A 22,399-nucleotide genomic window follows, 5' to 3' on the forward strand; every position below is an offset into this window, starting at 1 on the left:
TTTCAACTACCGCAAGCCGCGTTATCGCTGCCCACGGCGGACTGATGATCGAGGTCATCGTCATCAGCGGAATCGTCGTCGTCAGCAACTTGGTCGTCATCTTCGTCATCGTCCGAGTCATCGTCGCTAGAGTCGTCGTCATCCGCAGCCGTACTGCCGTGCAAATATCCGATTGCCTCCAGATCGGTTCCGCCCGAGCCGTACGTGGGATACACGTCAAAGATCGGATTGTCCTGCGCATAACCCAACCGCGTTGCCGTATCGCTGTAATCGCCCGAGCCCGGAACGTCGACGATCCGCACGAAGTTGATCCGCTGCAGGTCCACCTCACCGGAGAGCACCAGCGCGTCGCTCTGCAGATCCTCCAGGTCGAACCCCGTGCCCTCGGAAACGTCGTAGGCGTTGGCGTGTCGTCCGGCAAGGTTGAAGACATCGGTCGGATCGATCAGCCCGTAGGCGCCCACCGGCCCGTCGATCAGCGAGACGCAGGGGAAGCGCGCGAAGCTCTCGCCATCGGTGGAGACCTCGACGTACGACAGCTCGGCGAACAACAGACCGTCCGAGGTAAATCCGTTCTCAAAGACGACGATATCCGCTCCCTCGCCGTTGCTGATCAACCCATCGAAGGTCAGGGTGATCTCGCCGGGAGGCTCCGTGGATCCCTGCGCGCGTTCCCCAAGGGAGACGATGTCGATGTGCTTGCCCGTGGCCGGGCCCAGCGCCTTTTCCGGGTGTTGCCAGGCCAGGTCAACGCCATCGGCAGGCAGGTAGTCCAGGTATCCGCTGGCCCAACCGAGGATATGCGGATCGTCTTTATCGATGCCGGTTTGGTCGAACGGTCCCGCCGCAGAGACGATCGGGATCAACAACAACACAAGAATTGTAACTAGGCTTCCCGCACGCATATCGGTTTCCTTTCGCGCGTGCGAGACCGAGAGCGGAACGAAGGCTTTTTGTTTGATCTTGCTTGGCCGACGATCCACAACCGATCTCTTGTTCCTCGAGGATCATGGTTGTGCGGTGCGGCCAGGTTTCCTGGCTCTGGAGTCAAGCGCCCTGTCCCGCCTTCCCAGCGCCCTTGCGCCAGTGGCTTTCGGAACAGTGCATCCCCCATCACAGTGGCGGGTCCGCGCCGGTCTTTCACCGGCTTCCCTCGAACCGCACCGCATAAGTTGTATCTAGTCTATAACGACGCTACCTGAAGTCAAGCCGCCGGATCAGCAGCCGCAGCCGTCAGCATCGTCGTCATCGTCATCGCCGCTCTGATCGTCGTCGTCCGACGAGTCGTCGTCATCGTCGTCGCCGGAACCCTCGAGCACTTCGAGCTGCTGCACCAGCTGAGCAGTCTGTTCGTCGGAATCGGTCACGATCAGCGCCACACTGTAGGTGCCTGGCTCGTTGTAGATATGTTCGGGTATGACCCCCTCACCCGCAGTCCCGTCGCCGAATTGCCAGGAGTAGTTGGCCAGCTCATCACAGGGATCAAAGCTATCCGAGCCGTCGAAGCGCACTGTCTGGCCCGTAGTCGCAGGCAGCGGATCGATGGTGAATGCCGCCGTGGGCTTGCCGATGCCGGGTTTAAAAATTTCATATGTTTCCCAGGTGACCTCCGTGGCGCCGATCATCGTGAACCGTGCGCGGTCGAAGTCCACCTCGACCAGCAACACGTGCATCATCCCCAGGAACTTATCGGTGAACCAGGCCATCCCGCCGATCGGGTTGACAAAGGCGCCGGCGCCGCCGGAAACGAAGTAGACCGTGCCCTCGCTCTGCTCCACCTGATGGTCGTTGTAGATCGGCACGGTGCGCTCGTACATGTGATCGTGAGATCCGAAGGCCGCGTCAATGTGGTACTGGTCGAACAGCGGAACGAGGTACTGCTGCACCTCGGGTTCCGAGCCGTGGGTCGTGCCCGAGGAGTATGCCGGACGGTGGAAGAAGGCGAATTTCCACAGTGCGTCACTGCCGCCGAGCTGATCGTGCATCCAGGACTGCTGAGTGAGGTATTGCGCTGCGCCGTGCTCAGTGTCCAGCGCCAGGAACAGCGCGTTGCCGTAGCGTAAGCTGTAGAAATCCTCGGTCGCGGTGCGGTCGTTGATTGGCAGGGCGTACTGGGGCAGATACTTCGATCCGCCGCGGTCCTCGTGGTTGCCCCATACCGGCATCAGCGGGCAGTACGCCATATCGCCCGGATCGAAGAAATCATCCCAGCCGTCCTGATTGTCTCCCTCTTTGATTGCGTCGCCGTTGAACAGCATGAAGTCCGGCGATTGGTCGGTGGCCACGTCGAGCAGCGTGGGCCACCAGATCGATACGCCATCGCCCACTGTCGAACGACTGTCGCCCAAAAGCACGAAGCTGTAGGATTGACACACGTCGTCCGGAAGTGGTGCGGTAACGATATTCTCAATGCCGCTGCTGTGACCTGCTCCGTCGCCCACGCGCACCTGATAGACCGTGTTCGGCTCGAGCCCCGTGGCCTCGGCCACGTGCAGAATTCCGTGCCCTCCTGAATACGAATAACTATAACCCTCCACAGAGTCGGCCAGCTCGCCAATACCGTATTCCAGAACACTGCCTGTAACGCTCACATCGGTGCGCCACACAGCGGTGATGGAGGTTGACGGATCTTGCTGCCAGGAGAAATGCAGTTGATCCGGGTTCGACGACGGTCCTGCCAACACGGCCATTGGAACCAAGCATATTGCACAGGCAGCCAGAAATCGTACGATTCGCATTTTCATTCTCCGTGGAGGCCGATTTTTAACTATCCAATTGTGGAACACCTATGCCCTGATTGCAAAGCGTTCTGCTCACAACCGATTGTCATCGCTTGAGCGTAAGATTTGTGAAACACGGCGTTCAATTGTTAAGATCCAGTCGATGAAACGACTGTTGCTGATCGCGATTATCGGAGTGTGTTTCTTAGTACTCTGCGCCTGCGACAAGCACGGCGAGGTCAAGGTCGGTTCCGGCGAGCTCGCGCTGTCCGATCCCCAACCCAGCGTAAGCCCGCCATGTGCAAGAGCGGTGGTCACCTCGGGTTTGGGCTACGGTTGGGAGCGCCTCAACCACCGGCTGAGCCTGTGGCGGATCACCCCGGAGTTTGGCGGCCTGTGTCCGCCGAAGGTGCCGGACGACGCGTCGCTGGGTATGGCCGTTGTCGGCGGCAGTTTCACCACGGGCACGCTTTTTCGCGACAACCCCTGGTTTGATTACGATTACTTCAGCGTGGACTCGCCGCAGGTTCGCTTCATTCCCGGACGCGCCGTGTTGTACGTCACCGGCCCGGAGTTCATCACCGAAGAACAGCTGCAAATTCAGCTGCCAGACCTGGGTGAATTCGTACCGAGCACAGCCGTTGCGCTGGTCCAGGGCATGGAGATCTACACCGGCGTCGAGCAATCCGATCCGGAGTTCCCCGCTGATTACGACCCGGCACTGGGCTATACATCCAAAGGGCTTGGTATACGCCTAAGTCGACCTGAGCTTACAAACGGACGCGCGACGTTCGATGTTCGGGTTCGCTGCCAGGCAGCGGTGGCTGATCGCGACGACATGAACGCGGCGGTCCCGCATTCGACAACCCGGATGGTGGTCGATTACCTGCTGGTACTGATCGATCAGGGTGCGGCAATCGAGCAGTCCCACGGCTACACCCTGCATTACGATAAACCCAAGCTACTTCGCGAGCAGCAGATCGACCATGCTACGGCCGAACAGCGTCGTGTGGAGTTGCAAGGAACGCCCGGGCTGCAAACCGCTTTCATCGGCCTGGCCGGATTCAACTGGAAACTGTTCGAGGGGGCGCGCGGCGACTACCTGCGCGCTCTGAGCTGCCGGGCGCGTTTGGCACAGTACGATCCTGCCTCAGGCCTGGCCGTGGTCGACCTCGACGGCTACGCCTCCCACGCGAGCATTATCGCCTACGAGTCGATGGTCAACGATTTCTCAGCCGATGTAGTACTGGTCCAACTCGCATCAGGAAGCGCCCTGCCCCAATCACTCAGCGGATCGTTCGAGGTCGGCAGCACACGCTTCGACTTGGCGTTAGGGCCTGAGAGCCAATAACGTGATCTTTCAAAATCGCGGCTAACGGTAGCTGATCTCCACTTCCACCGAGTCGCCGGCTGCCAGGTCAAAGGGAACCGTTACCCGGTTGACGCCCCAGCGTTCGAAGAGCTCATACCCCGCGAGATCATGCTCCACTCCGTCGATCCATAGTCCGGCGATTGCGCCGATTACAGAAATTGCCAGCTCGATCTCGAGCGCCACTCCATTAGAACCCACCACTACGCTGCGCGCGCCGCCGCTGTCGCTTACCTCTACGTCGAGCCCGCCCTGGCCGTAGGTCAGGCCGCTAACGTCGGCGTGATCCCATTGGCGGGGCAGATGGATCGTCAGCGCGGCGCGGCCGTGCGGAGCGTCGGGGCGATAGCCAAATAGGTAGTCCAGCAGCGCGTCGCCGTAAATTCCGCCCTCCCACGGTCGATAGCGCGAGGTCAGGTCGCAGACAAGGCCGAAGGGCTCCCAGAGGTAGGCGAAACGACCGTAATCGTCGGCTACCTGGGCCTCGCCGGTATTGCCCGTTGATCCGAACACGTCCAGCGAGGATAGGAATAGTTGCTCGGCACGCGGGTGGTCGATGGCGCTCAGTCCGCTGAGCACGTAGCCCTGGGACATCCCGGAGAAGATCCCGCTACGGATTCCCATCAGGTCCATCAGCAAGGTGTACATCGGATCGGTATAGCTGATCACCGTCCCGTCGCTACGGCCGAACCAGTCGGTCAAGGTCAGCAGCGACTCGATCGCCCGCTCGTCATCGGGTGCGGCGTATCCGGTCCACAGCGGCTTGGTCGCCACATCCTCGTAGGGCTGTGGCCAGGGCTCGAGCGTATTGACGTCAACGATCGAGGCGTAATAGCCACCGTGGGGGTCATCGACCCAGTAGTGCTCCTCAGCTCCCTGTCGCACTCGCTGAGCCATCAGCTCGAACTGCTCGGCGTCGGCCTCGTATCCCAGCTCGCGGGCCACTTCGGCGGCAAACAACGCCGCGGGCACATAGAGAAACGACGAGTTGGAACTCAGATGCGTCTCGTACATCGAGTCGCCGAACCACATCCCGTAGGCCGCCTGCATCAACAGCCGGTAGGTCTCGTCGTCGGAAAACGGCAGCAGCCAATCGTCGCGAAAATCCTGATGCAGCAGGCAATGCTTTAATAGCCCATAGCGCTCGGCCAAAGGCGTGAAGTCGCCGGTGGCGCGGTACAGCTCGCGGTATTGCAACACGATGTAGCTTGGCGTCTCTGCTCCGGTTCGTCCGTGCATCGTGCTCATCGCATCCCAATCGGGCTGTGCGGGCAGCTCGGAGATGTCGAGGTCCAAGGCCATCGAGTTGGAGATATTGCCGCGCAACAGTGCGGCTGCCCAGTAGTAATCGAGCATCGCGGCCACATCCTCGGAGCGGCCGATGGGCGTGAAGAAAACCGTGGGGCCCATGATGTCTCTGATCCAGGTGCCGCCGTACTCGCTCATCACCGCACTCGCGCCTTGTGCTGTCTGCTGGGCGCGGATCGTCACTTGCAGGCCCTCGATCAGATCGTCGAAACGCTGATTATTTGTGTTGACCTGCGCCCCCTGATCGGACCAGGCGTACCAGGCGTCGCGGGTCGATTCCAGCAGGCTTTCAGCGCCCAACGATTGGACCACGTTGAGGATCGGTTCCGGACTCTGGTCTCCATTGACAAAGGCTAGCACCACCGGAACAGCGGCCTCTTCTCCGGGTCCCAGATCTTGTACGGGCAACACCAGGCTCTGATCTTCGAACCAACCCTGACGCCCGGGGTGCGCCACGTAGATGCTCTCGTCGCCGTTTTCCTCGTGCAGCATTACGCCGTCGGGCGATCCGAACACCGTCCCGATCTTAAGGCGCACATCGCGCACGATTTGCGAGCCCGGATTATGCACCACGCAGATGCGCACGATGGCGTCGATCGGCAGGGACTTTTCCGCCTCTGCGCCCTCAACCAGCGGAGCGAAATCGACCGTCCATAGGTCCAGCGGTCCGGCAACCGAGCGTGTGATGTTGATCGCCGTGCGCCTCACGCGCCAGGCGCTCTGGTCCTCGTAGGCCAACGGAATTCCGTAAGCGTGCAGGCTCAGCGACTTGTCGGAGAACCAGTGCACGTCTTTGTGGTAATCCGGTCCGCTGATGTTATGCAGACTGTTCAGCGGGAGATTGGTGCTCAGCAGTGAAAAGGTATGACCGTTGCCCAGACCAAGCTCGCCGATATTGCGCAGCAGCGGCGGATTGTCCGCCTCGACCTGCATGCTCCAAAGTGAGCGATCCTGCAACCAGGGTCGATCACGGAAGAAGCGCGGAAGGATGTCAGCGTCCGCGGTCGAAGCTTCGCCGGGAGACTCGAAGTCGTCGTCGCCATCGTCGTCAACTTGGTCGTCATCGTCGTCACCATCCGAGCCGTTGCCGCAGGCGAACAACAACACGGCACACAGCGTCAAGAGCAGCACGATCGCCGACAGCTTGTAAGGCGATGAATATTGCACTGTAGACCGCCCCCTGTTTCGTCGATTATTGCAGGACAGTATACAGCACAAAGGCCCGCCACGAGATCACGGCAGGCCCATACCTAAACAGATTGTGGCGGTCAGCCCAGCCTGGCGCTGATCATAAACTCGGGCATGGTATTGAGCTTGAAGTAGACGATCCCCTCGCTGATTACCTTTCCGCTGCCGATCTCGGTGATTTTACCGTAGCAGGTGGTATGCGTGCGGTGTAGGTTCCAGGGGCGGATGTCGACCTTCTCGCCGACGTAGTGATACTTCTTGCCGTTGGCTTCGAAATTGAAGGTATAGCGGATTTTGCCTTCCTGGAAGTAGCGCAGCTCAAGGGTTCCCTCGCACGGCGCGTCCTGGCACAAGCCGCCGACCGTGACCTTGCCCCGAAGCCAGTTCATCATGAACTGGTCTCCCAGCGGATTGATAAAACGCTCCATGCGCTTGTTGCCCCAGGTGACCTCGAAATGCATCGGCAGCTCGCCCTCGGGCCCCGCGCCCTTGGCGAATGTATGAGTGCCGCTCATCTTCTCGTCCATCATGAAGCCTAAGCGCTGCTCCTTTAACATCTGAATCATGTCGGCAATACGTCCCATCTCATATCCTCCCGCCCATACGCCGGGCCAGCAAGCTAAATGGCATTTCGGGTTGATCTTATGACGCTACGCGTCATGGGGATATTAAGCGATTGCATCACATCGTGCAATTCTTCGGGATAATTTATTACTTTGCCGCCTGGACCCGGCAGGTCGTCGCATACGCGGTGGCAATCGCTCAGATCAACTCGGCCACCCGTGCGATAACCTCGTTGTAATCGGGTTCCGCGGAGATCTCCGGCACGAGCTGCACGTAGCGCACTACCCGTTGCTCGTCGACCACGATTACCGCTCTGGCCAGCAGCCGCAATTCCCCGATCAGCAGACCGTAAGCCTCGCCGAACGACGCGTATCGGTGATCCGACAGCGTTCGTACGGCCTCGACTCCGGCTGCGCCGCACCAGCGTTTCTGAGCAAACGGCAGGTCCATACTTATCGTGAGAATCTCCACATCCGCCCCCAGTTCGACTGCCGCTTTGTTGAACGTACGCGTCTGCATGTCGCACACCGGGGTGTCCAATGAGGGCACAACCGAGATGATCAAGGTCTTGCCGGTGATCGCATCAAGGCCGACCTGCTGCATATCGTTGTCGAGCAATTTAAAATCGGGCGCCTGCGCTCCGACCTGGATCAGCTTTCCGATCAGCGTCATTGGCGTGCCGTTGAGCGTCACCGCGTTTGAATTTTCATCCATTATTTTCCCCCTTTAAAACTTCCATTTATTGAGATAGTTCCACATCGACAACGGCGGGAATAATGATCTTGGACATAAGATCTTGAATCGTAATCAGCTTTGGCAGTCCGGGCAGTAGAAGGTGCTGCGCTGGGCCTGGACGCTACGCTTAATGGCAGCGCCGCAACGCTTGCAGGTCCGGGACTCGCGGCCGTAAACAGCAAGGCGTTGCTGAAAAGTCCCCTGCTCTCCACGTGCGTCCTGAAAATCGGAAAAGGTCGTGCCGCAACAATCGATGGCCCAGATTAATACGCGGCGCGTTGCATTGTGCAGTCGCCGCACCTGCGCGCGATTAAGGGAGCCGGCGGGCGCGAACGGGCTGAGCTTGGCGCGATGCAAAATCTCCGAGGCGTAGATGTTTCCCAGGCCGACCAGCCGATCTTGGCGCATCAGCCAGACCTTGAGCGGCTGTGTGCTGCCAGATAGCAGCTTGGCCAGCGCAAAAGGCGTGAACCCATGGTCCAGCGGATCCAAGGCGTTTGGCAGCAGCTCATCAAGCGATCGGTGCATGGTGATCGTGCCAAAGCGCCTGGTGTCGGAAAAGATAAGATTACCGTGGTCGAGCTCGAGGATCGCCCGCGGCCGTTGATCGACTTGTCTTTGGAACAACAGTCTTCCGGTCATCCGCAGATGAACGCACAGCCATTGCTCGGCTCCGCGATGCTTAAGCTCGATGACGATTTGTTTTCCCGCGCGAAAGATATTCTCAATCTTCCCCTTAGCCGCTGCCAGGTCCGGGCTCTCCAGTTTGGGATCGAGGATCTGCACGCGTTTAAGTCGTCGGCCGATCACCAATGGACCAAGCTGTCTGACAATGGTTTCGACTTCGGGTAATTCAGGCATTTATTTAATTCAGCGGCTTTGATCGAGGCTGCGGCAAAGCAATGGTCATCGCCTAAATCGCGCCATCCTGCCGCAGCTTGGCGATCTGCTCCGGCTCAAATCCCAGCTGGGCCAGCACCTGGTCGGTATGCTCTCCAAGAGACGGAGAGGGCGCGATCGACGGGCGTTGATGGGAGGCAAAGCGGACCGCGCCGTAGGCGCCATGCAGCGTTCCCTCGCTAGGATGCTCAATGCTGCTGATCGCTTGGCGGCCTGACCAAAGTTCATGGGTCGGGACCTGCTTGAGATCGAGTACCGGCTCGCAGCAAACGTCGTGGTCGCGCAACAGCTCGATCCACTCGTCCTGGGTTCGACTGGAAAAGATCGCCTGCAATTCGGCCTTGACCTGTTCGGCACGTTCACCGGTGGCCATTCCGTCGTCTGCCAAGTCCGGTCGATTTACCAGCTCGACGAACGGCCTGAAGAATTTTGGCTCGAGCGCGCCCAGGGCCATGAATCTGTCGTCGGCCGTGCGATAGATGTTGTAACAAGGGTGCAATCCGTTGAGCATCATATCTCCGGGCCCCGGAGCCTGCTGCCGCAAATAAGCCTCGTCGAGGTAGGGCGAGACCAGGCTCAGGGCCGATTCGGCCAGCGAGACGTCCACGTGATCGCCCTGAGCACTGCTCTGGCGCTGCACGACCGCAGCCAGAGCTCCCAGTGCGGCGTAAATCGCTCCGCTGATATCGGCGAGCTGCACACCGGGCACGGTTGGCATACCCTCGATGCTGCCGCTGATTCCCAACACACCGGCCAGAGCGATGTAGTTCAGGTCGTGCCCGGCCCGTTGACGATGCGGTCCGTCCTGACCATAGCCCGAGAGCGAGACGTAGATCACTTGGGGAAATCGCTCGCGTGCCTGCTCGTAGCCGATTCCCAACCGCTGCATCACGCCGGGACGGAACTGCTCGACCACCACGTCATACTGCTGGATCAGCCTCCAATAGATCTTCTGGGCGTCGGGATTCTTTAAGTTCAGCGTGATCGAACGTTTGTTGTGATTCAGCGAGGCGAAGAACGTGCCTTGCTCGCTGTTGAGCGGCGGCATCCAGCGGGCGTAATCCCCGCCGTCCGGCGGCTCGACCTTGAGCACTTGCGCTCCGAGGTTGGCCAAAATCGTCGTGGCAAAGGGCCCGGGCAGCAGCCGGGTCAGATCGAGCACCCTTACGCCGCGCAATGGTCCCATTACTTACCCTTGAATACCGGGTCGCGCCTCTCGAGCTTTGCGGCAAAGGCCTCGAATGGATCCTCGGCGATGATCACCGTGGACGCGGTCACCGACTCGTATTCCAACGCTGCGGACAGCGGCATGTCCATCGAACGCAAAAAGACCTTTTTGGCCGACTGCACGGCCAGCGGCGCGTTGGCTGCAATTTGCGCGGCCATTGCTTCGGCTTTGTCCATCAGCTCGTCGGGCTCGACCACGATCTGCACCAGACCGATGCGCTCCGCCTCGTCAGTGTCGATCTGCTCGCCGGTATAGACCAGTCTTCGTGCTTGCGGTTGGCCGATCAACTTGGCCAGACGCGCACAGCCTCCCATGTCCGGCTGCATCCCCAGTTTGACCTCGGGGATCGCGAACAGCGTGCCCCTGGCCGCGATGCGGAAATCGGCCACCAGGCTCAGCTCGAATCCCGAGCCTAAAACGTGGCCGTGAAGCGCGCCGATCAGCGGGAACGGTATGTTGGACATTTTCTCGTACGACGACCGATAGCGTCGAATCAGGTCCCACATCCCCCGCGTCAACGTGGCTTTATTTTGCTCCTGCATCAGCGATAGCAGCTCGTTGTTTTCCAGCGAGAGGTCGATCCCCGCGCAAAAGCTCTTGCCCTCGCCGCGCAGGATCCCGCAACGTACGCCCTCCATCGCATTGAGCTCGTCGGCAGCCGTGCCTAATTCTTCCCACATCACCGAGTTCATCGCGTTGCGTTTGTCAGGTCGATCGAGGATCACGTGGCAGATATCGCCCTTGCGCTCGATGCGAATTGTTTCCATGTAAACCTCCTTGGTCGATGCGGATATCCTACCCGCGGATATGGTACTAAACAAATGAGAGTCGACGGTTAAAAAGATCGCGCAACTTGACGCGTTTTAACGCACCGTCAGCTAGCTGTGATTGCAGCTCGCGCAGCCGCTCCTCGGTCGGCCCGATGGTAAAACAGCATTCGCTGTCAATGTTCTCGATCAGCGGGCCGTTGTCGTTCAGCGGACAGATGTCGCGCAGCTCCAGGCACCCTTGCTCGCCGAATTCCAGCCAGCGTAGCGGCAGCCCCTGTGTGCGACAGACGTAGGGTCGTGCGGAGTAAATCCGGCAGCGCCCGTCATCGCCCTGGAAAGCGCAGCGTCCTTCCGGTGCAGGTTGCTGCGTGGCCAGTACGCGGGGATACTCGTGCATGATCCGCAGCGCCTCGATCTCGAAAACAGTGAGCTCGTCCTGGCAGCATTCGCAGCAACCCGATCGGCAGACCAGCCGCGTCCCGAGCAACCCGCTGATCTTTTCGGACTGGTGATCGACCTTGTCGTGCAGACTGCGTAGCTCTTTGAGGATATTCTCGTGTTGTGTATGGACCATTTTCTGCGATCATCCTTTGCCGCGTCGCGTGCTCAACGGTTGCAGCGGCTGTTGCGGCGTCATAATCTATTGTGTGACGTTCGACCCGGTGGTCGGACGTTAAGCGAACAGCAACAACCTGGATTGACAGATGCCCGACGACCTGCGTGAGCATTGTATATTCTGCGACATCCTACGCAACGAGGCCCCGGCCCACAAGATAGCGGATAACGAGTTGTCGCTTGCGATCCTCGATATCCAACCCCTGGCCCGCGGGCATTGTTTGGTGATTCCCAAGCGCCACGTGCAGTGGTGGCACGAGATGACAGTTGCGGAGACCGCCTCGCTGTTCACGCTGGCGCGCGAGGTGGCCCTGCGCATCGAGCGCGAGCTGCGGCCCGAGATGGTGATGATCTACGCGCGGGGTAAACGTATTCCGCATACGCATCTGTTCGTGGTGCCCACGAGCACCGGAGACGCCGTGGACCGACACTTCAACGCCCTGGAGGGCTGGCAGGAATCGGCCGGCAACGCGGCCGAGCTCGCCGATCAAGCGAACTTGGCCCGAACAGCCGATCTGTTGCGAACCCATGAGGAAGATCGATGAGTAAATACGTTCTGGCGCTCGACTCGGGAACCCAGAGCTCACGCGCGCTGTTGTTCGACGAACGCGGCGAGGTTTTGGGCAAGGCCCAGCACAAGCATGCTCCGATGCTGCACCCTACTCTCGGAGCGGTGGAGCAGGATCCGCGCGACATCCGCGGCTGCCTGTTCGCATCGATCAAACAGTGCATCGCCGAATGGGGTGGCGATACCAGCCAAATCAGCGGCGCGGCCCTGACCACCCAACGCAACACGATGTTGGCCACAGACGCAGCGGGCGAGCCGCTTTGCAACTTGGTCTCGTGGCTCGACCGGCGCAGCGCGGGAATCGATTCCGAGCCCTCGTCGCTGATCCGTCTGGTTCTCAAGGCGATGGGCAAAAACGGCCTGGTCCCGCGCCTACTGTCAAAATCGGTTCCCAGGCAGTGGCGCGAAAGCGCACCGCAAATGCTCGAACGCGCGCACTGGGTGGCGCCGATCGAGGCCTGGCTGCACCATCAGCTTACCGGCGAGATGGCACTGGCTCCCGGCGGCATTGCCGGACCCTGGCCGCTGGACACTAAGAAACGGTGCTGGACCGACTCGGCGATCATGTACAAGCTGCTCGGGTTTAAGCACGAATGGTTGCCGCGGATCGTGGAGGCCGGCCAACTTATCGGACGTCTGACCCCGGAAGCAGCGCAGCTTTGCGGCCTGAATTCCGGGCTGCCGATCTACTCCTGCGGCGGCGACAAGCAGGCCGAGGCCATGGGTGCGGGGGTACGCTTGGGGCGCAAGGACGTGGCCGCGGTGAGCCTGGGTACCGGCTCGTCGATCAGCGTGCCCTGGCCCAAGGCGCTGACCCACCGCAAATACGACTACATCACCATGGCCTCGTGCGAGCCCGGATCGTGGTCGCTGGAATACCTGCTGTTTCGCGGAATCTGGACGGTGCGCTGGTTTGCCCAGGAGCTCGGCGGCGACTTGATCAGCGAATCGGATATCAGCGGCGAGCCGGTGGAGGCACTGCTGTGCCGCGAGGCCGAAGGGGCGCCGGCCGGTTCGGACGGATTGCTCACCTGGCCGCGCTGGTCGCCGACCTTGCAACATCCGCATGAGACCGGAACCAGCGTTGGCTTTCGCGAGACCCACAACCGCGGGCACTTCTTCCGCTCGCTGCTCGAGGGGATTGCCTACGACCTGCGTCGCGGCCTGGAGATCGTCGATCGCGCCACCGGGTCGCCGGTTAAGACATTGGCGGTGGGAGGCGGAGGATCGCGTTCGGATGTGGTGGTGCAGATTTTGGCCGACGTAACGGGTCTGCCAATTAGACGGCCTCACTCCGAGGAGCTGGCGGCTCGAGGCGCTGCAATTGTGGCCGCGGCCGCCTCCGGTCTGCATCCGGACCTCGAAACCGCGGTAGAGACGATGGTGCCCGACGCGCCGCTGGTCGAGCCGATTCCTGAAAATCATCGGCTGTACCAGCGGATCTACCGCCGGGCTTATCTGCCTGGTTTGAAGATACTGCGCAAGACATCCGACGCCCTGGCGAGCGCCTACAGGATCTGATCAGGACAGTCCGTACTCCGCCCGTTCGATCAGCTCGACCTGCATGTCGTGGTTGAGGGTGACGAAGTAGGCGTTGTACCCGGAGATGCGCACCAGCAGCTGAGGGTACTGATCGGGATGGGCCATGGCATCGCGCAGAGTCTGCGAGGTCAGCGCGTTCATCTGCATCTGCATTCCGCCGAGCTCGAAATAGCCGTGAACGTATGCTTGCATCCGTTCTACAGCGCGCTCGCGCGAATCGTTGATCCCCGGAAAAACTTTAACGTTAAAGGCGATATTGTTGCTCAAATTGGCCGGATCCAACGCGGCCACGTCGCGCAGATTGTCCAGCAGCTCGCGCGATGCTCCCGGCTGGGGCGTGAGCCCGGGGGTGAACGCCTTGCCCGCCATCCGCCCCGATGGCAGAGCGCCGGTCAAGGTGCCGAATGCCACGTGGTTGGACATCGACCAGAATCCCGTGGTGTACGGTCCGCCGCGGAAGTTGCGTTGCGCGGCGTAGAACTCGCGGGCCACCGCGGCAATGCGATCGGCCATCTGCACGGCCTCGGCGTCGCCGGATCCGAACAGCGGCACCTTGTGCTGCGCCCTGGACCTGATCACCGAATCGTCGGCAAAGTTCGAGTCGATCGCGCGCTTAAGATCGGAAAAGCTCACTTGAGATTTGTCGAACACCATTTGCTTTATCGCCAGCATTGAGTCGGTGACGTCGGCCAACCCGATGTTGGCCGTGCCGGTGGTGTTGTACAGCGCTCCGCCGGCGCTGGCGTCGCGGCCGCTGGAGATGCAGCCATCGATTAACGATGAAAGCAGCGGAGTGGGACGGATCAGCGCATGAGCCTCGCCCAGCAGGTTGTTGTACTCGACGGCCTGTTGCATGCAGAACCGGTACTGAGTCACGAACGCCTGGAAGAAATCCTCGAACTTTTCGAAAGCGCCGTTGTGGACGCTGCCGGTGCGCGGTCCGACCTGCCAGTTCATCAGCGGGTGACGGCCGTTGTTCAGCGCCATCTCCAGCGCCGCCACCATGTTCATCATCATCGCTCCGGTGTGCCCCATATGTTTGCCGGAGAGGGTCGGCTCCACGCAGCCGGTGGCCGACCAGTCGCGCACGTGCTCGGGCGGATAGCTAAACTGCTCCAGCCCGGCGAAGACCGCCTTGTCGTTGTGCATCGAGGGGGTGGCCGAGGTGATCAGGTTTACCTCGCACAGCCTGCGCAGATAGGCGTCGCTGTTCTTGTCGGCGTGGTATCGCGCGTTAACGTTGGGGTCGCGGATCGCCAGTATCTCGGTGACCTTGAGCAGCACGTAGGTCATATCATTGACAGCGTCGTCTCCCTGCTGATCGACTCCGCCCAGGGTGATCGCCTGATCCGACGAGCTGCCGCCGAACAGATAGTTGCCGATGTCCGGAATCAGCGGCAGATGATCGGTGCAGGACATATACAAACAGCCGACCAGCTCGATTGCCTTGCGCACGTACGCCTCGCGTTCGGACTTCGATTCGAGCTTGCAAATCTCAGCGGCGAAATACGGCTGTAGGTATTGGTCGAGCCGTCCAAGCGACAGGCCGGTGTTGGTGTTCTCCATGTGCAGCGCAATCCAAACGATCCAGATCGCGTTGATCGCCTCGTCCAGGGTGCGCGCCGGGTTTTTTGGAACATGAGCACAGATCGCGGCCAGCCGCTCGAGCTCGGAGCGGCGGCCTTGGTCCGACTCGGACTGCGCCAGGCTAGCGGCGTGTGCTGCGAGGTTGGCTGCGTAGTCTTCAAGCCCCTGTAGGCAGATGCGCATCGCCTCGAGGTTCGTGCGTTGCTCTCCATCACCGTTTTCGATTGCATTGATCCGGCTCTGGATTTGATCGATGATGCCGGATGTTCCCAGTTTGAGCAGCTTGGGGAAATCGGGAATCGTGTGCGATACGCCCACCGACTTCCAGATGAAGTACACGGCGAAACGCTCGTCGATCTGCTGACACAGCGGCTTGTCGTGAACCTTGCGCACCTGCTCTCGCACGTTGCGCTGGGCCCAAAATGGAAATACCTCGTGGTGCAGCGTATCAACGGTCTGGGCGGAGATGTCGTAGGGGTTGAGCTCGCGCATCGGCAGCGAGAGCAGCTCGCCCCAGATCAACGTCCCGTGCGTATCAGGGTAGATCACTACCCCGATCTGCTCGGCCGTGGTCGTGCCTGCGAGCAAGTTGTGCTCGTGGATCATCGGCTTGCGCTGTTGCATCAGGTGCCTGAAGGCCTGCGCCTGGCGCAGCTGCGGTGCCCAGGTACGGCCTTGCTGATCGGTCTCGAATCCGTTTTCCTTGAACCAGGCGGTGAGCAGCCGGGGGCGTTCGGCGCAGATCCGCGGGCGGGTATTAAAATGGACCTCCAACAGCCGCCTGAACCTGGGGAAGTCCTCCAGCGTGTATTGCGACAGGTACTGCTCCTCGAGAAACTGCACTCCCGAATCGTTCTGCGCACAGCGTAACGGCTCCGGATCCCGCAATGCGCGCGGCCTTTGCGCGGGCTGCGATTCGCCGGCAGTGCTCGCCGTCTGGGCGGCGGCGCGACGCTGGCGACGGGATTCCATTTTCGCCTGCTTCTTTCCCAGCAACAGCGACAGATAAAAATTGAACAAGCTTAGGTACGACATGTTGCCGACCACCCGCAGCTTGTTCTTCATCAACAGGTTGAGAACCTCATTGGGGGTGATCTGCAGCATGCGGCGCACCAGGTCGTCGTTGCCGAAGATCATTACCGCATTCGCATCGTCCGGACACGGTGACGCGACCCGCACTTTGCCCGATTTAAAAACCACCGCCAGATCGACGGTGGATTGCTCGGTCTTGATCCCCAGCGTAAAATCGATCGGCCCCTGGTCGCTGTAAAGCCGCTTTTTGAGGCTCGGGCGTAGGTTGTAGTTCAGCGCCAGGGCATGTAGCAGGATTCGAACCAGCAATTGAGTACGCAATTTGATGGTTCTCCAGATTCGGGATTAACAGGCTCGATTTTTGTATATCACGATCACGACGCAGACACACTGGCAACCTGTTCCCTGGCGACCTTGCGACGAATCACGATCGATGCCCAGAACGCGGAGAGCAGCCCGGAGAAAACGCCGGCCACGACCATCCCGATCAGCACGCCCTTAAAGCCATAGAGCTTCGCGCCGAACCAGGCCATAGGAAGTTGCAACACGAACAGACGGATCACCGAGTTCGCAGCGCTGTCGATCGGTCGATTGATCGCGTTCATCGCACCGATGGACGTCATACACATCCCGCGGAAGGCAAAGGAAATCGGCATGATGATCAAGTAGATTGCCAGCTCGGCCATTACCGCGGCTTCGGCGGTAAAGATCTTGGATAGTGGCCTGGAAAATACTGCCAGGGTCACCATGCAGAACAATCCCCAGATCAAGCAGCTGACAAAGCCGATGTGCAATGCCGAGCTGACGCGATCAAAGGAACGCGCTCCCCAGTTCTGACCGATGAACGGAACGATCGAGGCGCCCATGGCGATCAACGGAATGGCGGCGAAATGCTCGATCCTGCTGCCGGCGCTGAACGCCGCCACGCTGGAGTTGCCGAAGCCGCTGACGATGTTGATGATGATTCCGGCGGCGATCGGCATCAGCATGTAGCTTCCCGCCGCTGGAAATCCGACGTGGCAAATATCGGCCCAAGATCTGAGCAGACCGCGTATTCTCAGTGATTCGCGACGCAGCATCTGTTTGCGGTAAATTAGAATGTACAGCGAGGCGCACAGCGCCACCGAACGGCTGATCACCGTGGCCAGGGCCGCGCCCTGAATCCCCATTGCCGGCACCGGTCCCAGACCGAAGATGAACAGCGGATCGAGCAGCGCGTTGAGCCCCAAATCGGCGGTCATGATGATGCTGGGCGTGAGCGTGTCGCCGGTGGACCGGATGGCGTTGTTGCCGATGATCGGGATCACCACGAACAGCATGCCGGTGAACCAGATGTTCATATAGTCCATCACCAGCGGCAGCGTGCTCTGATCGGCGCCCATCAGCTTGGCGATCCGCTCAAGTGAGATATAGCCCGCCACCAGCAGGATGAACGTCATCAGCAGACCCAGCAGCAGCGCGTGCATGGTGTAGCGCAACACGCCGCTTTGGTCGCCCCTGCCGATCGAACGCGAGAGCACCGACGCGGCTCCGGTTCCGATCCCCATCACCAGACCGTGAATCACCATCACCATCGGGAAGGTGTAGCCCATCGCCGCCAGGGGTTGCGTGCCAAGGCGCGAGACAAAATAGGTGTCGGTGATGTTGAACATCGCGCCGGCGACGAAGCCGATCATCATCGAGGCGCTCATCCGTAAAAGGGTCGGGCCCACCCTGCCCTGGACCAGCGAGTCCAGACGGCCGGTCGTGTTTTGTTCGGACGACATCGGCGGAATCAGCGCTCCTTGGAAGCCCTACGGTGAGGGTTGTTTATCGCCGTTATTCTCCCCTGTGTAAACCCGGCGATGAAATCGACGTACTCTTCGAGCTGATCGTCGCTCAGCGGAATCCTTTTATCATGTCGATCTGGTTGGGGCCGAAGCTGAAGTGAACGCATTGGCCGAGCAAGCTGCGCAGAAACTGCCGCAGCTTCTGCTCGGCGGTCATCTCGGCGTGAGTGGCAGCGCTAAATCCCTTTTCGCTGAACACGGCGCATGCCGCATTGAGAATGCCGACCCTGGTCTGGTCGCCGTCCTTGCGCGTTCCCATTGTGATTTCCCATATCCAATGCTTAATTAGAACAGAGATTTTAATTCCACATATTATGTTAGGTCGTAAGATTTCACCCTTTCGACCATCGAGCAGCCGTTTTGTTGCAATGATTACTTACAGCGAATGGTCAAGTATGTTTTACATTATTAAATCTTATTGAAAACACAACTAGCATCAGCTTGCAAAGCTGCACCATATGGCGCGTTTGATAATGCCCTGTCGATCGGGTGAGACAATGATAACCACAATTTCTCAGGGAGGGACTATGGCGGCAGACGGACCACAAGGCTGTGTCGAGGCGGCTGAGGGACCGATTATTCCCAAACCGGATATTTCTCAATCGCCCGCGGGCGATCCAGTAAAGGAGACGGCCAAGATGCAAGTTATGGTGGGCAAAGAGGCGCCCGATTTCGGCGCGAACGCTTTTTTCAACGGCGGTTTCACCAGCGTCAAGCTCTCGGACTTCAGGGGCAAGTGGGTGTTCCTGTGCTTCTACCCCGGGGACTTCACCTTCGTCTGACCCACGGAATTGTCTGCGGTCGCAGGCAAAGCCGCCAAGTTCGAGGAGCTGGGAGTTCAGGTTTTGGCGTGCAGCACTGACAGCCGTTTCGTTCATAAAATCTGGCAGGAGCAGGAGCTGTCCAAGATGGTGGACGGCGGATTTCCGTTCCCGATGCTTTCCGACGCCGGCGGCAAGATCGGCTCGGTCTACGGTATCTACGACGAGGCCGCGGGCGTTGACGTGCGCGGCCGATTCATCATCGACCCCGATGGAGTGATCCAGGCGATCGAGATCCTGACCCCGCCGGTGGGCCGCAAGGTCAACGAATCGATCCGCCAACTCCAGGCGTTCCAGCACGTGCGCGCCACCAAAGGCGCGGAAGTCTGCCCGGCCGGTTGGGAGCCCGGTGATCCGGTGCTCAAGGTCGGCCCGGAACTGGTGGGCAATGTCTGGAAGGTCTGGAAGCCCGGCGAATAGTCCCCAATCCGATCGACAGGGTTCGCACATCCGCCCCCACGTATTGCGCGTGGGGGTTTTCTCATGTTGGTTCCTATTCAGGCTTGCGCATCAGGCAGACGCCCTGTGTCGGGAACTCGCAGTCCCATCCCAGGCTCTGCGCGATCCAGCGCAGCGTCAGCTCGGCGTAGAACACAACGTGCGTCGGGTCGCGGCGAAAATGCCAGTTCGCAAAATCTTGCGTCTCATCGATCAAGCAGGTGCTCAGGCCCAGCCATCCGCCGGGCCGCAGCAGCGCATCAAAGCGGGCGAACTCCTCATCCGGCCGATGGAAGTGCTCAATGGTCTCGCTGCAAACTACCAACTCATATTTCGCTGCCAGCGCCGCGGGGTCGGGATGAAAAAACGGATCGTACAGCTTCATCCGATGCCCGGCCTCACGCAGCATTGCGGCCAGGGTCGAGTCCGGACCCGATCCGTAGTCAAGCCCGCTCTGCGCCGGTTCAAGTCTGGCCAGCAACGGATCGACCAGCTTGGAGAGGAACTTGCGGTGGCCCGGATCCGACGAATCGTTTTGGTGCAACAGGTATCGCCGGTACTCCTCCTCCGCTGTCGGCCGCTGCCGTGGATGCAGATAAATCGCAGCGCACCGCGCGCAACGCAGGTAATTTCGACCATCAACGCTTTTCAGCATCGATATGTCGCGCGCCGCGCAGACCACGCATGCCGCGCCATTTTGTATAAAAGTATTTTTACACATCGTTGGGCTTGGGCAATAAGCTATGTGGCTGAAAGTTTTTCCAACATCGCCACTGTCTGCTGAATCGTCAGCAAGCCGAGCACCTGCTGCAACATCCGCTTAACATTACGTTGTGATGTGATCAGTAAAAACGGAGCCTTCAACTTCAGATACGAGTGATCCGCGCCCTCAATGCCCAACACCGTCTCGGCCACATCTAGCAGCAGCCCCACTCGCTGCGGCCTGATGCTATCGAGTAGGCGTTCATTCTCGATCAGCTTGCGCACCTGCGGCCAGCAACGTCTGATGGCGGTCACCTGCCAACCGGCACCGACGCATGGGTTGTGCAGTCCCTTCTCAGCTACCCTTAGGTCTGGGAAGGTGCTGCGTGCGATCATCCGCGCGTCCCAGCGTGCGCTGTTGAACGGCAGCGTTGCCAGCTCTGGATCGAGCCTTACCATCATCTCGAAATGTACCCGCTCCTGAGATCTGTCATCCAGAGAGAGTTGCTGGTAGGCCCGCACCAGATCGATATTGAACAGTGGATTGAAATCGACACCGATTAGATCATTGTGCAACTTCGCGTGGCCGCCCCACCGCGGCAGTGTTTGGCGCAAATACAGAGCATCAATGAAATGGCCTGCATCCAGACCGCGCTGCCTGAGGTCTTCCAACCATTGCTCGGCCCGTCTGCGCTGGCTGTAGAATAAATCCCACGGCAGAAGCCAGCCGAAATTGTCCCAGTCCTGCACGTATACTCTAGCCGAGGGACCCACGGCGGATGGGCGCATTTTACGAAACGTCTCGCCGATCCTACCCAGGGGGCTGTCCGGAAGCGGGCCGATCCCCAGTGAGGCACGCCGGTAGAGCTCTCCTCCTAGGCCATTGATTCTGATCTGTGTTTCATCGTTGGTCGACACCTTCAGATCCCAGGCGTTGAGCGAACCCTCGGTGACCAAAACGTGGCGTTCAATCGATCCCATCAGATCGTACTCATCGCCAAGATCCTGTCGCTCGAAATCAAGCCCTTTCTGTTTGGCGATCATCGATGCCGAGGCCACGTCGCCGTGCTCCTGCGGCGCACGGATCATGAACTTATCGACCTTATCGATCAATCCGGCGTTGTCCAGCATGCTGAGCACGAGTCGGCTGTCCTTTCCGCCGGTGAGTGCGCCGATCACTGGGCCCTTCGCGCCTTCGAGCCATCTGGTGTTTTTCGACAAGGTTTGGGCCAAGCGGTCCCAATCCTGACCGCCTGCGGGATTGCGATTGAGAAAGAACAGAGGATCGAGTTCATGTTCCTCCACTTTACCCGTGGACGTTTTGATCTCCAGGTATTTGTCCGACGCCACAAAGCGCACGTCCTGGACAGCCGTACCATCAGTGCAATATGGAAAAGTGCGTGTGATTAAAGTCGCCAAGGTATCCTGATTTGGGATCAACGGCCGATCCAAGGCCCGCAGCACCTCCCACAGTAAGCGCCCCCGGTTTGACAACGCGATCAATTCCGGCTGATCCAAAACAAACAGCATCTGCGTGCCGATTGCCGAACTCCCGGCCACGACTCGTTGTTCCGAAGCCAACACCCCGGACCACTCGCCGTTGTAGTCGTTCCAGATGTCGGTAAATTTGCCGTGCAACAGCTCGGCTGCACCCAAAGGGTCGCCTGTGTCGCGGCTCATCCCGTAACCGGCCACAATCGCCGCAGCACTGTCCTGCTGTTCGTACAACGAGGTCCGGTTCAGCTTGTCGCCCTTTTGCCAGAACCAGATTTCTACGTTGCCGATGGTATTCCGCTCCGAGCGATCGTAATTGAAAGGCAACACTGATCCCAACCGATCTGTGCGATCCGCGAGGGGCCGCAGTTGGTTGCGATAGACTACAGTCAAATAAGCGCAAGGCATTATTGTGTTCCCTCAAATTCATAGTACGGTCTTCTGGGCCGATTCTAAGTGCAGCTTCGCTTGCATGCAACGCTTGGGGCGGCCGTGGCAGCCACACATCTCCCTGCTGTTGCGCTCAGAGTTTCGTCCCGGGCGATGCAATGGTAGTATTGCGTTGTTTCTGATAATTTCTGCTTTTGAGGTCTTGTTTCTTGTCGGAAACCACTTCTAAATATCGCACGCTGAACCTATTTTTTACCCGTGGAGTGGGACTGGAAAGCTGGCGCTCGATCGGCATGCTCGATCGCGAATTAGCCATCTACAAAAAAATCGTCGAACACGGTTGGCAAGTACGACTAATCAGTTACGGCAGACCTAATGCAGCAGAGCCGCCGATTCTACCTGCGGGAATTGAGGCAATCGCGCTTCCCGGCAATTCCAACCCAACGATCACCAGCCTGCGGGCGGCTTCGTTGCTCAGCTCGCTGAACCTGACCGCCGACATCTGCAAATCCAATCAGCTCGACGGATCGTGGGCCGCGATCATGTCCGCCCGCAAGACCGGCGCGCGCTCCATTGCCAGGGGCGGTTACCTGTGGTCG

Annotated in this window: 19 protein-coding genes and 1 riboswitch; of the genes, 5 read left to right on the top strand and 14 right to left on the bottom strand. The window is 59.6% G+C overall.

The genetic code is table 11. The annotated features are described in order from the left end of the window. Nucleotides 1–2: 2 nt before the first annotated feature. Both P9M14_04160 and P9M14_04165 read right to left on the bottom strand, forming a co-directional pair. Nucleotides 3–866, bottom strand: coding sequence for a hypothetical protein (locus P9M14_04160; protein ID MDP8254919.1), 864 nt, complete (start codon nucleotides 864–866; stop codon nucleotides 3–5). Between the two features lie 141 nt (nucleotides 867–1,007). Beyond that, nucleotides 1,008–1,177, bottom strand: a riboswitch (cobalamin riboswitch). A 40-nt stretch (nucleotides 1,178–1,217) separates the two neighbouring features. Further along, nucleotides 1,218–2,690, bottom strand: coding sequence for a PKD domain-containing protein (locus P9M14_04165; protein ID MDP8254920.1), 1,473 nt, complete (start codon nucleotides 2,688–2,690; stop codon nucleotides 1,218–1,220). 193 nt (nucleotides 2,691–2,883) lie between these two features. Between P9M14_04165 and P9M14_04170 the strand changes: the two genes are divergently transcribed. Next, a complete protein-coding gene (locus P9M14_04170; GenBank protein MDP8254921.1) occupies nucleotides 2,884–4,071 on the top strand; it encodes a hypothetical protein in 1,188 nt (395 codons plus the stop codon). 21 nt (nucleotides 4,072–4,092) lie between these two features. On the opposite strand, the gene P9M14_04175 is transcribed toward P9M14_04170, so the two are convergent. From P9M14_04175 to P9M14_04205, 7 genes are all read right to left on the bottom strand, one after another. Continuing rightward, nucleotides 4,093–6,564, bottom strand: coding sequence for a hypothetical protein (locus tag P9M14_04175; GenBank protein ID MDP8254922.1), 2,472 nt, complete (start codon nucleotides 6,562–6,564; stop codon nucleotides 4,093–4,095). Nucleotides 6,565–6,665: 101 nt separating this feature from the next. Beyond that, entirely contained in the window at nucleotides 6,666–7,169 is a 504-nt protein-coding gene (locus P9M14_04180) for a hypothetical protein (protein MDP8254923.1), read from the bottom strand. 178 nt (nucleotides 7,170–7,347) lie between these two features. After that, the gene (gene tpx / locus P9M14_04185; GenBank protein ID MDP8254924.1) at nucleotides 7,348–7,863 is read right to left on the bottom strand and encodes a thiol peroxidase; all 516 of its coding nucleotides are present in this window, start codon (nucleotides 7,861–7,863) and stop codon (nucleotides 7,348–7,350) included. Nucleotides 7,864–7,956: 93 nt separating this feature from the next. Then, nucleotides 7,957–8,745 (bottom strand): bifunctional DNA-formamidopyrimidine glycosylase/DNA-(apurinic or apyrimidinic site) lyase, encoded by a 789-nt coding sequence (gene mutM, locus P9M14_04190; protein MDP8254925.1) that lies wholly within the window; start codon nucleotides 8,743–8,745, stop codon nucleotides 7,957–7,959. Nucleotides 8,746–8,797: 52 nt separating this feature from the next. After that, a complete protein-coding gene (locus P9M14_04195) occupies nucleotides 8,798–9,970 on the bottom strand; it encodes a CaiB/BaiF CoA-transferase family protein (protein MDP8254926.1) in 1,173 nt (390 codons plus the stop codon). Next, nucleotides 9,970–10,779 carry an enoyl-CoA hydratase/isomerase family protein gene (locus P9M14_04200; protein ID MDP8254927.1) on the bottom strand — a complete coding sequence of 270 codons (810 nt, stop codon included), beginning with the start codon at nucleotides 10,777–10,779 and terminating at the stop codon, nucleotides 9,970–9,972. Before P9M14_04200 ends, P9M14_04195 begins: the two co-directional genes overlap by 1 nt. 46 nt (nucleotides 10,780–10,825) lie before the next feature. After that, the gene (locus P9M14_04205; GenBank protein ID MDP8254928.1) at nucleotides 10,826–11,356 is read right to left on the bottom strand and encodes a YkgJ family cysteine cluster protein; all 531 of its coding nucleotides are present in this window, start codon (nucleotides 11,354–11,356) and stop codon (nucleotides 10,826–10,828) included. 130 nt (nucleotides 11,357–11,486) lie between these two features. On the opposite strand from P9M14_04205, the gene P9M14_04210 reads away from it, so the two are divergent. Both P9M14_04210 and P9M14_04215 read left to right on the top strand, forming a co-directional pair. Next, complete coding sequence (locus P9M14_04210; protein ID MDP8254929.1) at nucleotides 11,487–11,942, top strand: HIT domain-containing protein; 456 nt, start codon at nucleotides 11,487–11,489, stop codon at nucleotides 11,940–11,942. Further along, nucleotides 11,939–13,486 carry an FGGY family carbohydrate kinase gene (locus P9M14_04215; protein MDP8254930.1) on the top strand — a complete coding sequence of 516 codons (1,548 nt, stop codon included), beginning with the start codon at nucleotides 11,939–11,941 and terminating at the stop codon, nucleotides 13,484–13,486. The genes P9M14_04210 and P9M14_04215 overlap by 4 nt, the downstream gene beginning before the upstream one ends. Here P9M14_04215 and P9M14_04220 read toward each other — a convergent pair whose 3' ends face one another. The 3 genes from P9M14_04220 to P9M14_04230 form a co-directional block, all read right to left on the bottom strand. Next, nucleotides 13,487–16,435 carry a pyruvate formate lyase family protein gene (locus P9M14_04220; GenBank protein MDP8254931.1) on the bottom strand — a complete coding sequence of 983 codons (2,949 nt, stop codon included), beginning with the start codon at nucleotides 16,433–16,435 and terminating at the stop codon, nucleotides 13,487–13,489. It lies immediately after the preceding gene. Between the two features lie 65 nt (nucleotides 16,436–16,500). After that, nucleotides 16,501–17,892 carry an MATE family efflux transporter gene (locus tag P9M14_04225; protein MDP8254932.1) on the bottom strand — a complete coding sequence of 464 codons (1,392 nt, stop codon included), beginning with the start codon at nucleotides 17,890–17,892 and terminating at the stop codon, nucleotides 16,501–16,503. A gap of 112 nt (nucleotides 17,893–18,004) precedes the next feature. After that, nucleotides 18,005–18,214 carry a hypothetical protein gene (locus P9M14_04230; protein ID MDP8254933.1) on the bottom strand — a complete coding sequence of 70 codons (210 nt, stop codon included), beginning with the start codon at nucleotides 18,212–18,214 and terminating at the stop codon, nucleotides 18,005–18,007. A 268-nt stretch (nucleotides 18,215–18,482) separates the two neighbouring features. Between P9M14_04230 and prxU the strand changes: the two genes are divergently transcribed. Continuing rightward, nucleotides 18,483–19,196, top strand: coding sequence for a thioredoxin-dependent peroxiredoxin (gene prxU / locus P9M14_04235; GenBank protein MDP8254934.1), 714 nt, complete (start codon nucleotides 18,483–18,485; stop codon nucleotides 19,194–19,196). Nucleotides 19,197–19,269: 73 nt separating this feature from the next. Here the strand turns inward: prxU and P9M14_04240 are convergent, their stop codons facing one another. Both P9M14_04240 and P9M14_04245 read right to left on the bottom strand, forming a co-directional pair. Continuing rightward, nucleotides 19,270–19,758: a class I SAM-dependent methyltransferase gene (locus P9M14_04240; GenBank protein MDP8254935.1), complete on the bottom strand. Its 489-nt coding sequence runs from the start codon at nucleotides 19,756–19,758 to the stop codon at nucleotides 19,270–19,272. A 197-nt stretch (nucleotides 19,759–19,955) separates the two neighbouring features. Then, on the bottom strand, nucleotides 19,956–21,737 hold the full coding sequence (locus tag P9M14_04245) for a hypothetical protein (GenBank protein MDP8254936.1): 1,782 nt from the start codon (nucleotides 21,735–21,737) through the stop codon (nucleotides 19,956–19,958). Between the two features lie 272 nt (nucleotides 21,738–22,009). Here P9M14_04245 and P9M14_04250 point away from each other — a divergent pair. Then, the coding region (locus tag P9M14_04250) for a hypothetical protein (protein ID MDP8254937.1) at nucleotides 22,010–22,399 on the top strand (390 nt) is incomplete at its 3' end.

The organism is Candidatus Alcyoniella australis (genome assembly GCA_030765605.1).
Classification (GTDB): Bacteria; Lernaellota; Lernaellaia; order JAVCCG01; family Alcyoniellaceae; genus Alcyoniella; species Alcyoniella australis.

What these genes read in the sequence shown, in the direction of transcription:
- P9M14_04165 (MDP8254920.1), bottom strand. Translation starts at nt 2,690, where the DNA reads ATGGCCGTGTTGGCAGGACCGTCGTCGAACCCGGATCAACTGCATTTC.
- P9M14_04170 (MDP8254921.1), top strand. Translation starts at nt 2,884, where the DNA reads ATGAAACGACTGTTGCTGATCGCGATTATCGGAGTGTGTTTCTTAGTA.
- P9M14_04180 (MDP8254923.1), bottom strand. Translation starts at nt 7,169, where the DNA reads ATGGGACGTATTGCCGACATGATTCAGATGTTAAAGGAGCAGCGCTTA.
- tpx (MDP8254924.1), bottom strand. Translation starts at nt 7,863, where the DNA reads ATGGATGAAAATTCAAACGCGGTGACGCTCAACGGCACGCCAATGACG.
- mutM (MDP8254925.1), bottom strand. Translation starts at nt 8,745, where the DNA reads ATGCCTGAATTACCCGAAGTCGAAACCATTGTCAGACAGCTTGGTCCA.
- P9M14_04195 (MDP8254926.1), bottom strand. Translation starts at nt 9,970, where the DNA reads ATGGGACCATTGCGCGGCGTAAGGGTGCTCGATCTGACCCGGCTGCTG.
- P9M14_04200 (MDP8254927.1), bottom strand. Translation starts at nt 10,779, where the DNA reads ATGGAAACAATTCGCATCGAGCGCAAGGGCGATATCTGCCACGTGATC.
- P9M14_04205 (MDP8254928.1), bottom strand. Translation starts at nt 11,356, where the DNA reads ATGGTCCATACACAACACGAGAATATCCTCAAAGAGCTACGCAGTCTG.
- P9M14_04210 (MDP8254929.1), top strand. Translation starts at nt 11,487, where the DNA reads ATGCCCGACGACCTGCGTGAGCATTGTATATTCTGCGACATCCTACGC.
- P9M14_04215 (MDP8254930.1), top strand. Translation starts at nt 11,939, where the DNA reads ATGAGTAAATACGTTCTGGCGCTCGACTCGGGAACCCAGAGCTCACGC.
- P9M14_04225 (MDP8254932.1), bottom strand. Translation starts at nt 17,892, where the DNA reads ATGTCGTCCGAACAAAACACGACCGGCCGTCTGGACTCGCTGGTCCAG.
- P9M14_04230 (MDP8254933.1), bottom strand. Translation starts at nt 18,214, where the DNA reads ATGGGAACGCGCAAGGACGGCGACCAGACCAGGGTCGGCATTCTCAAT.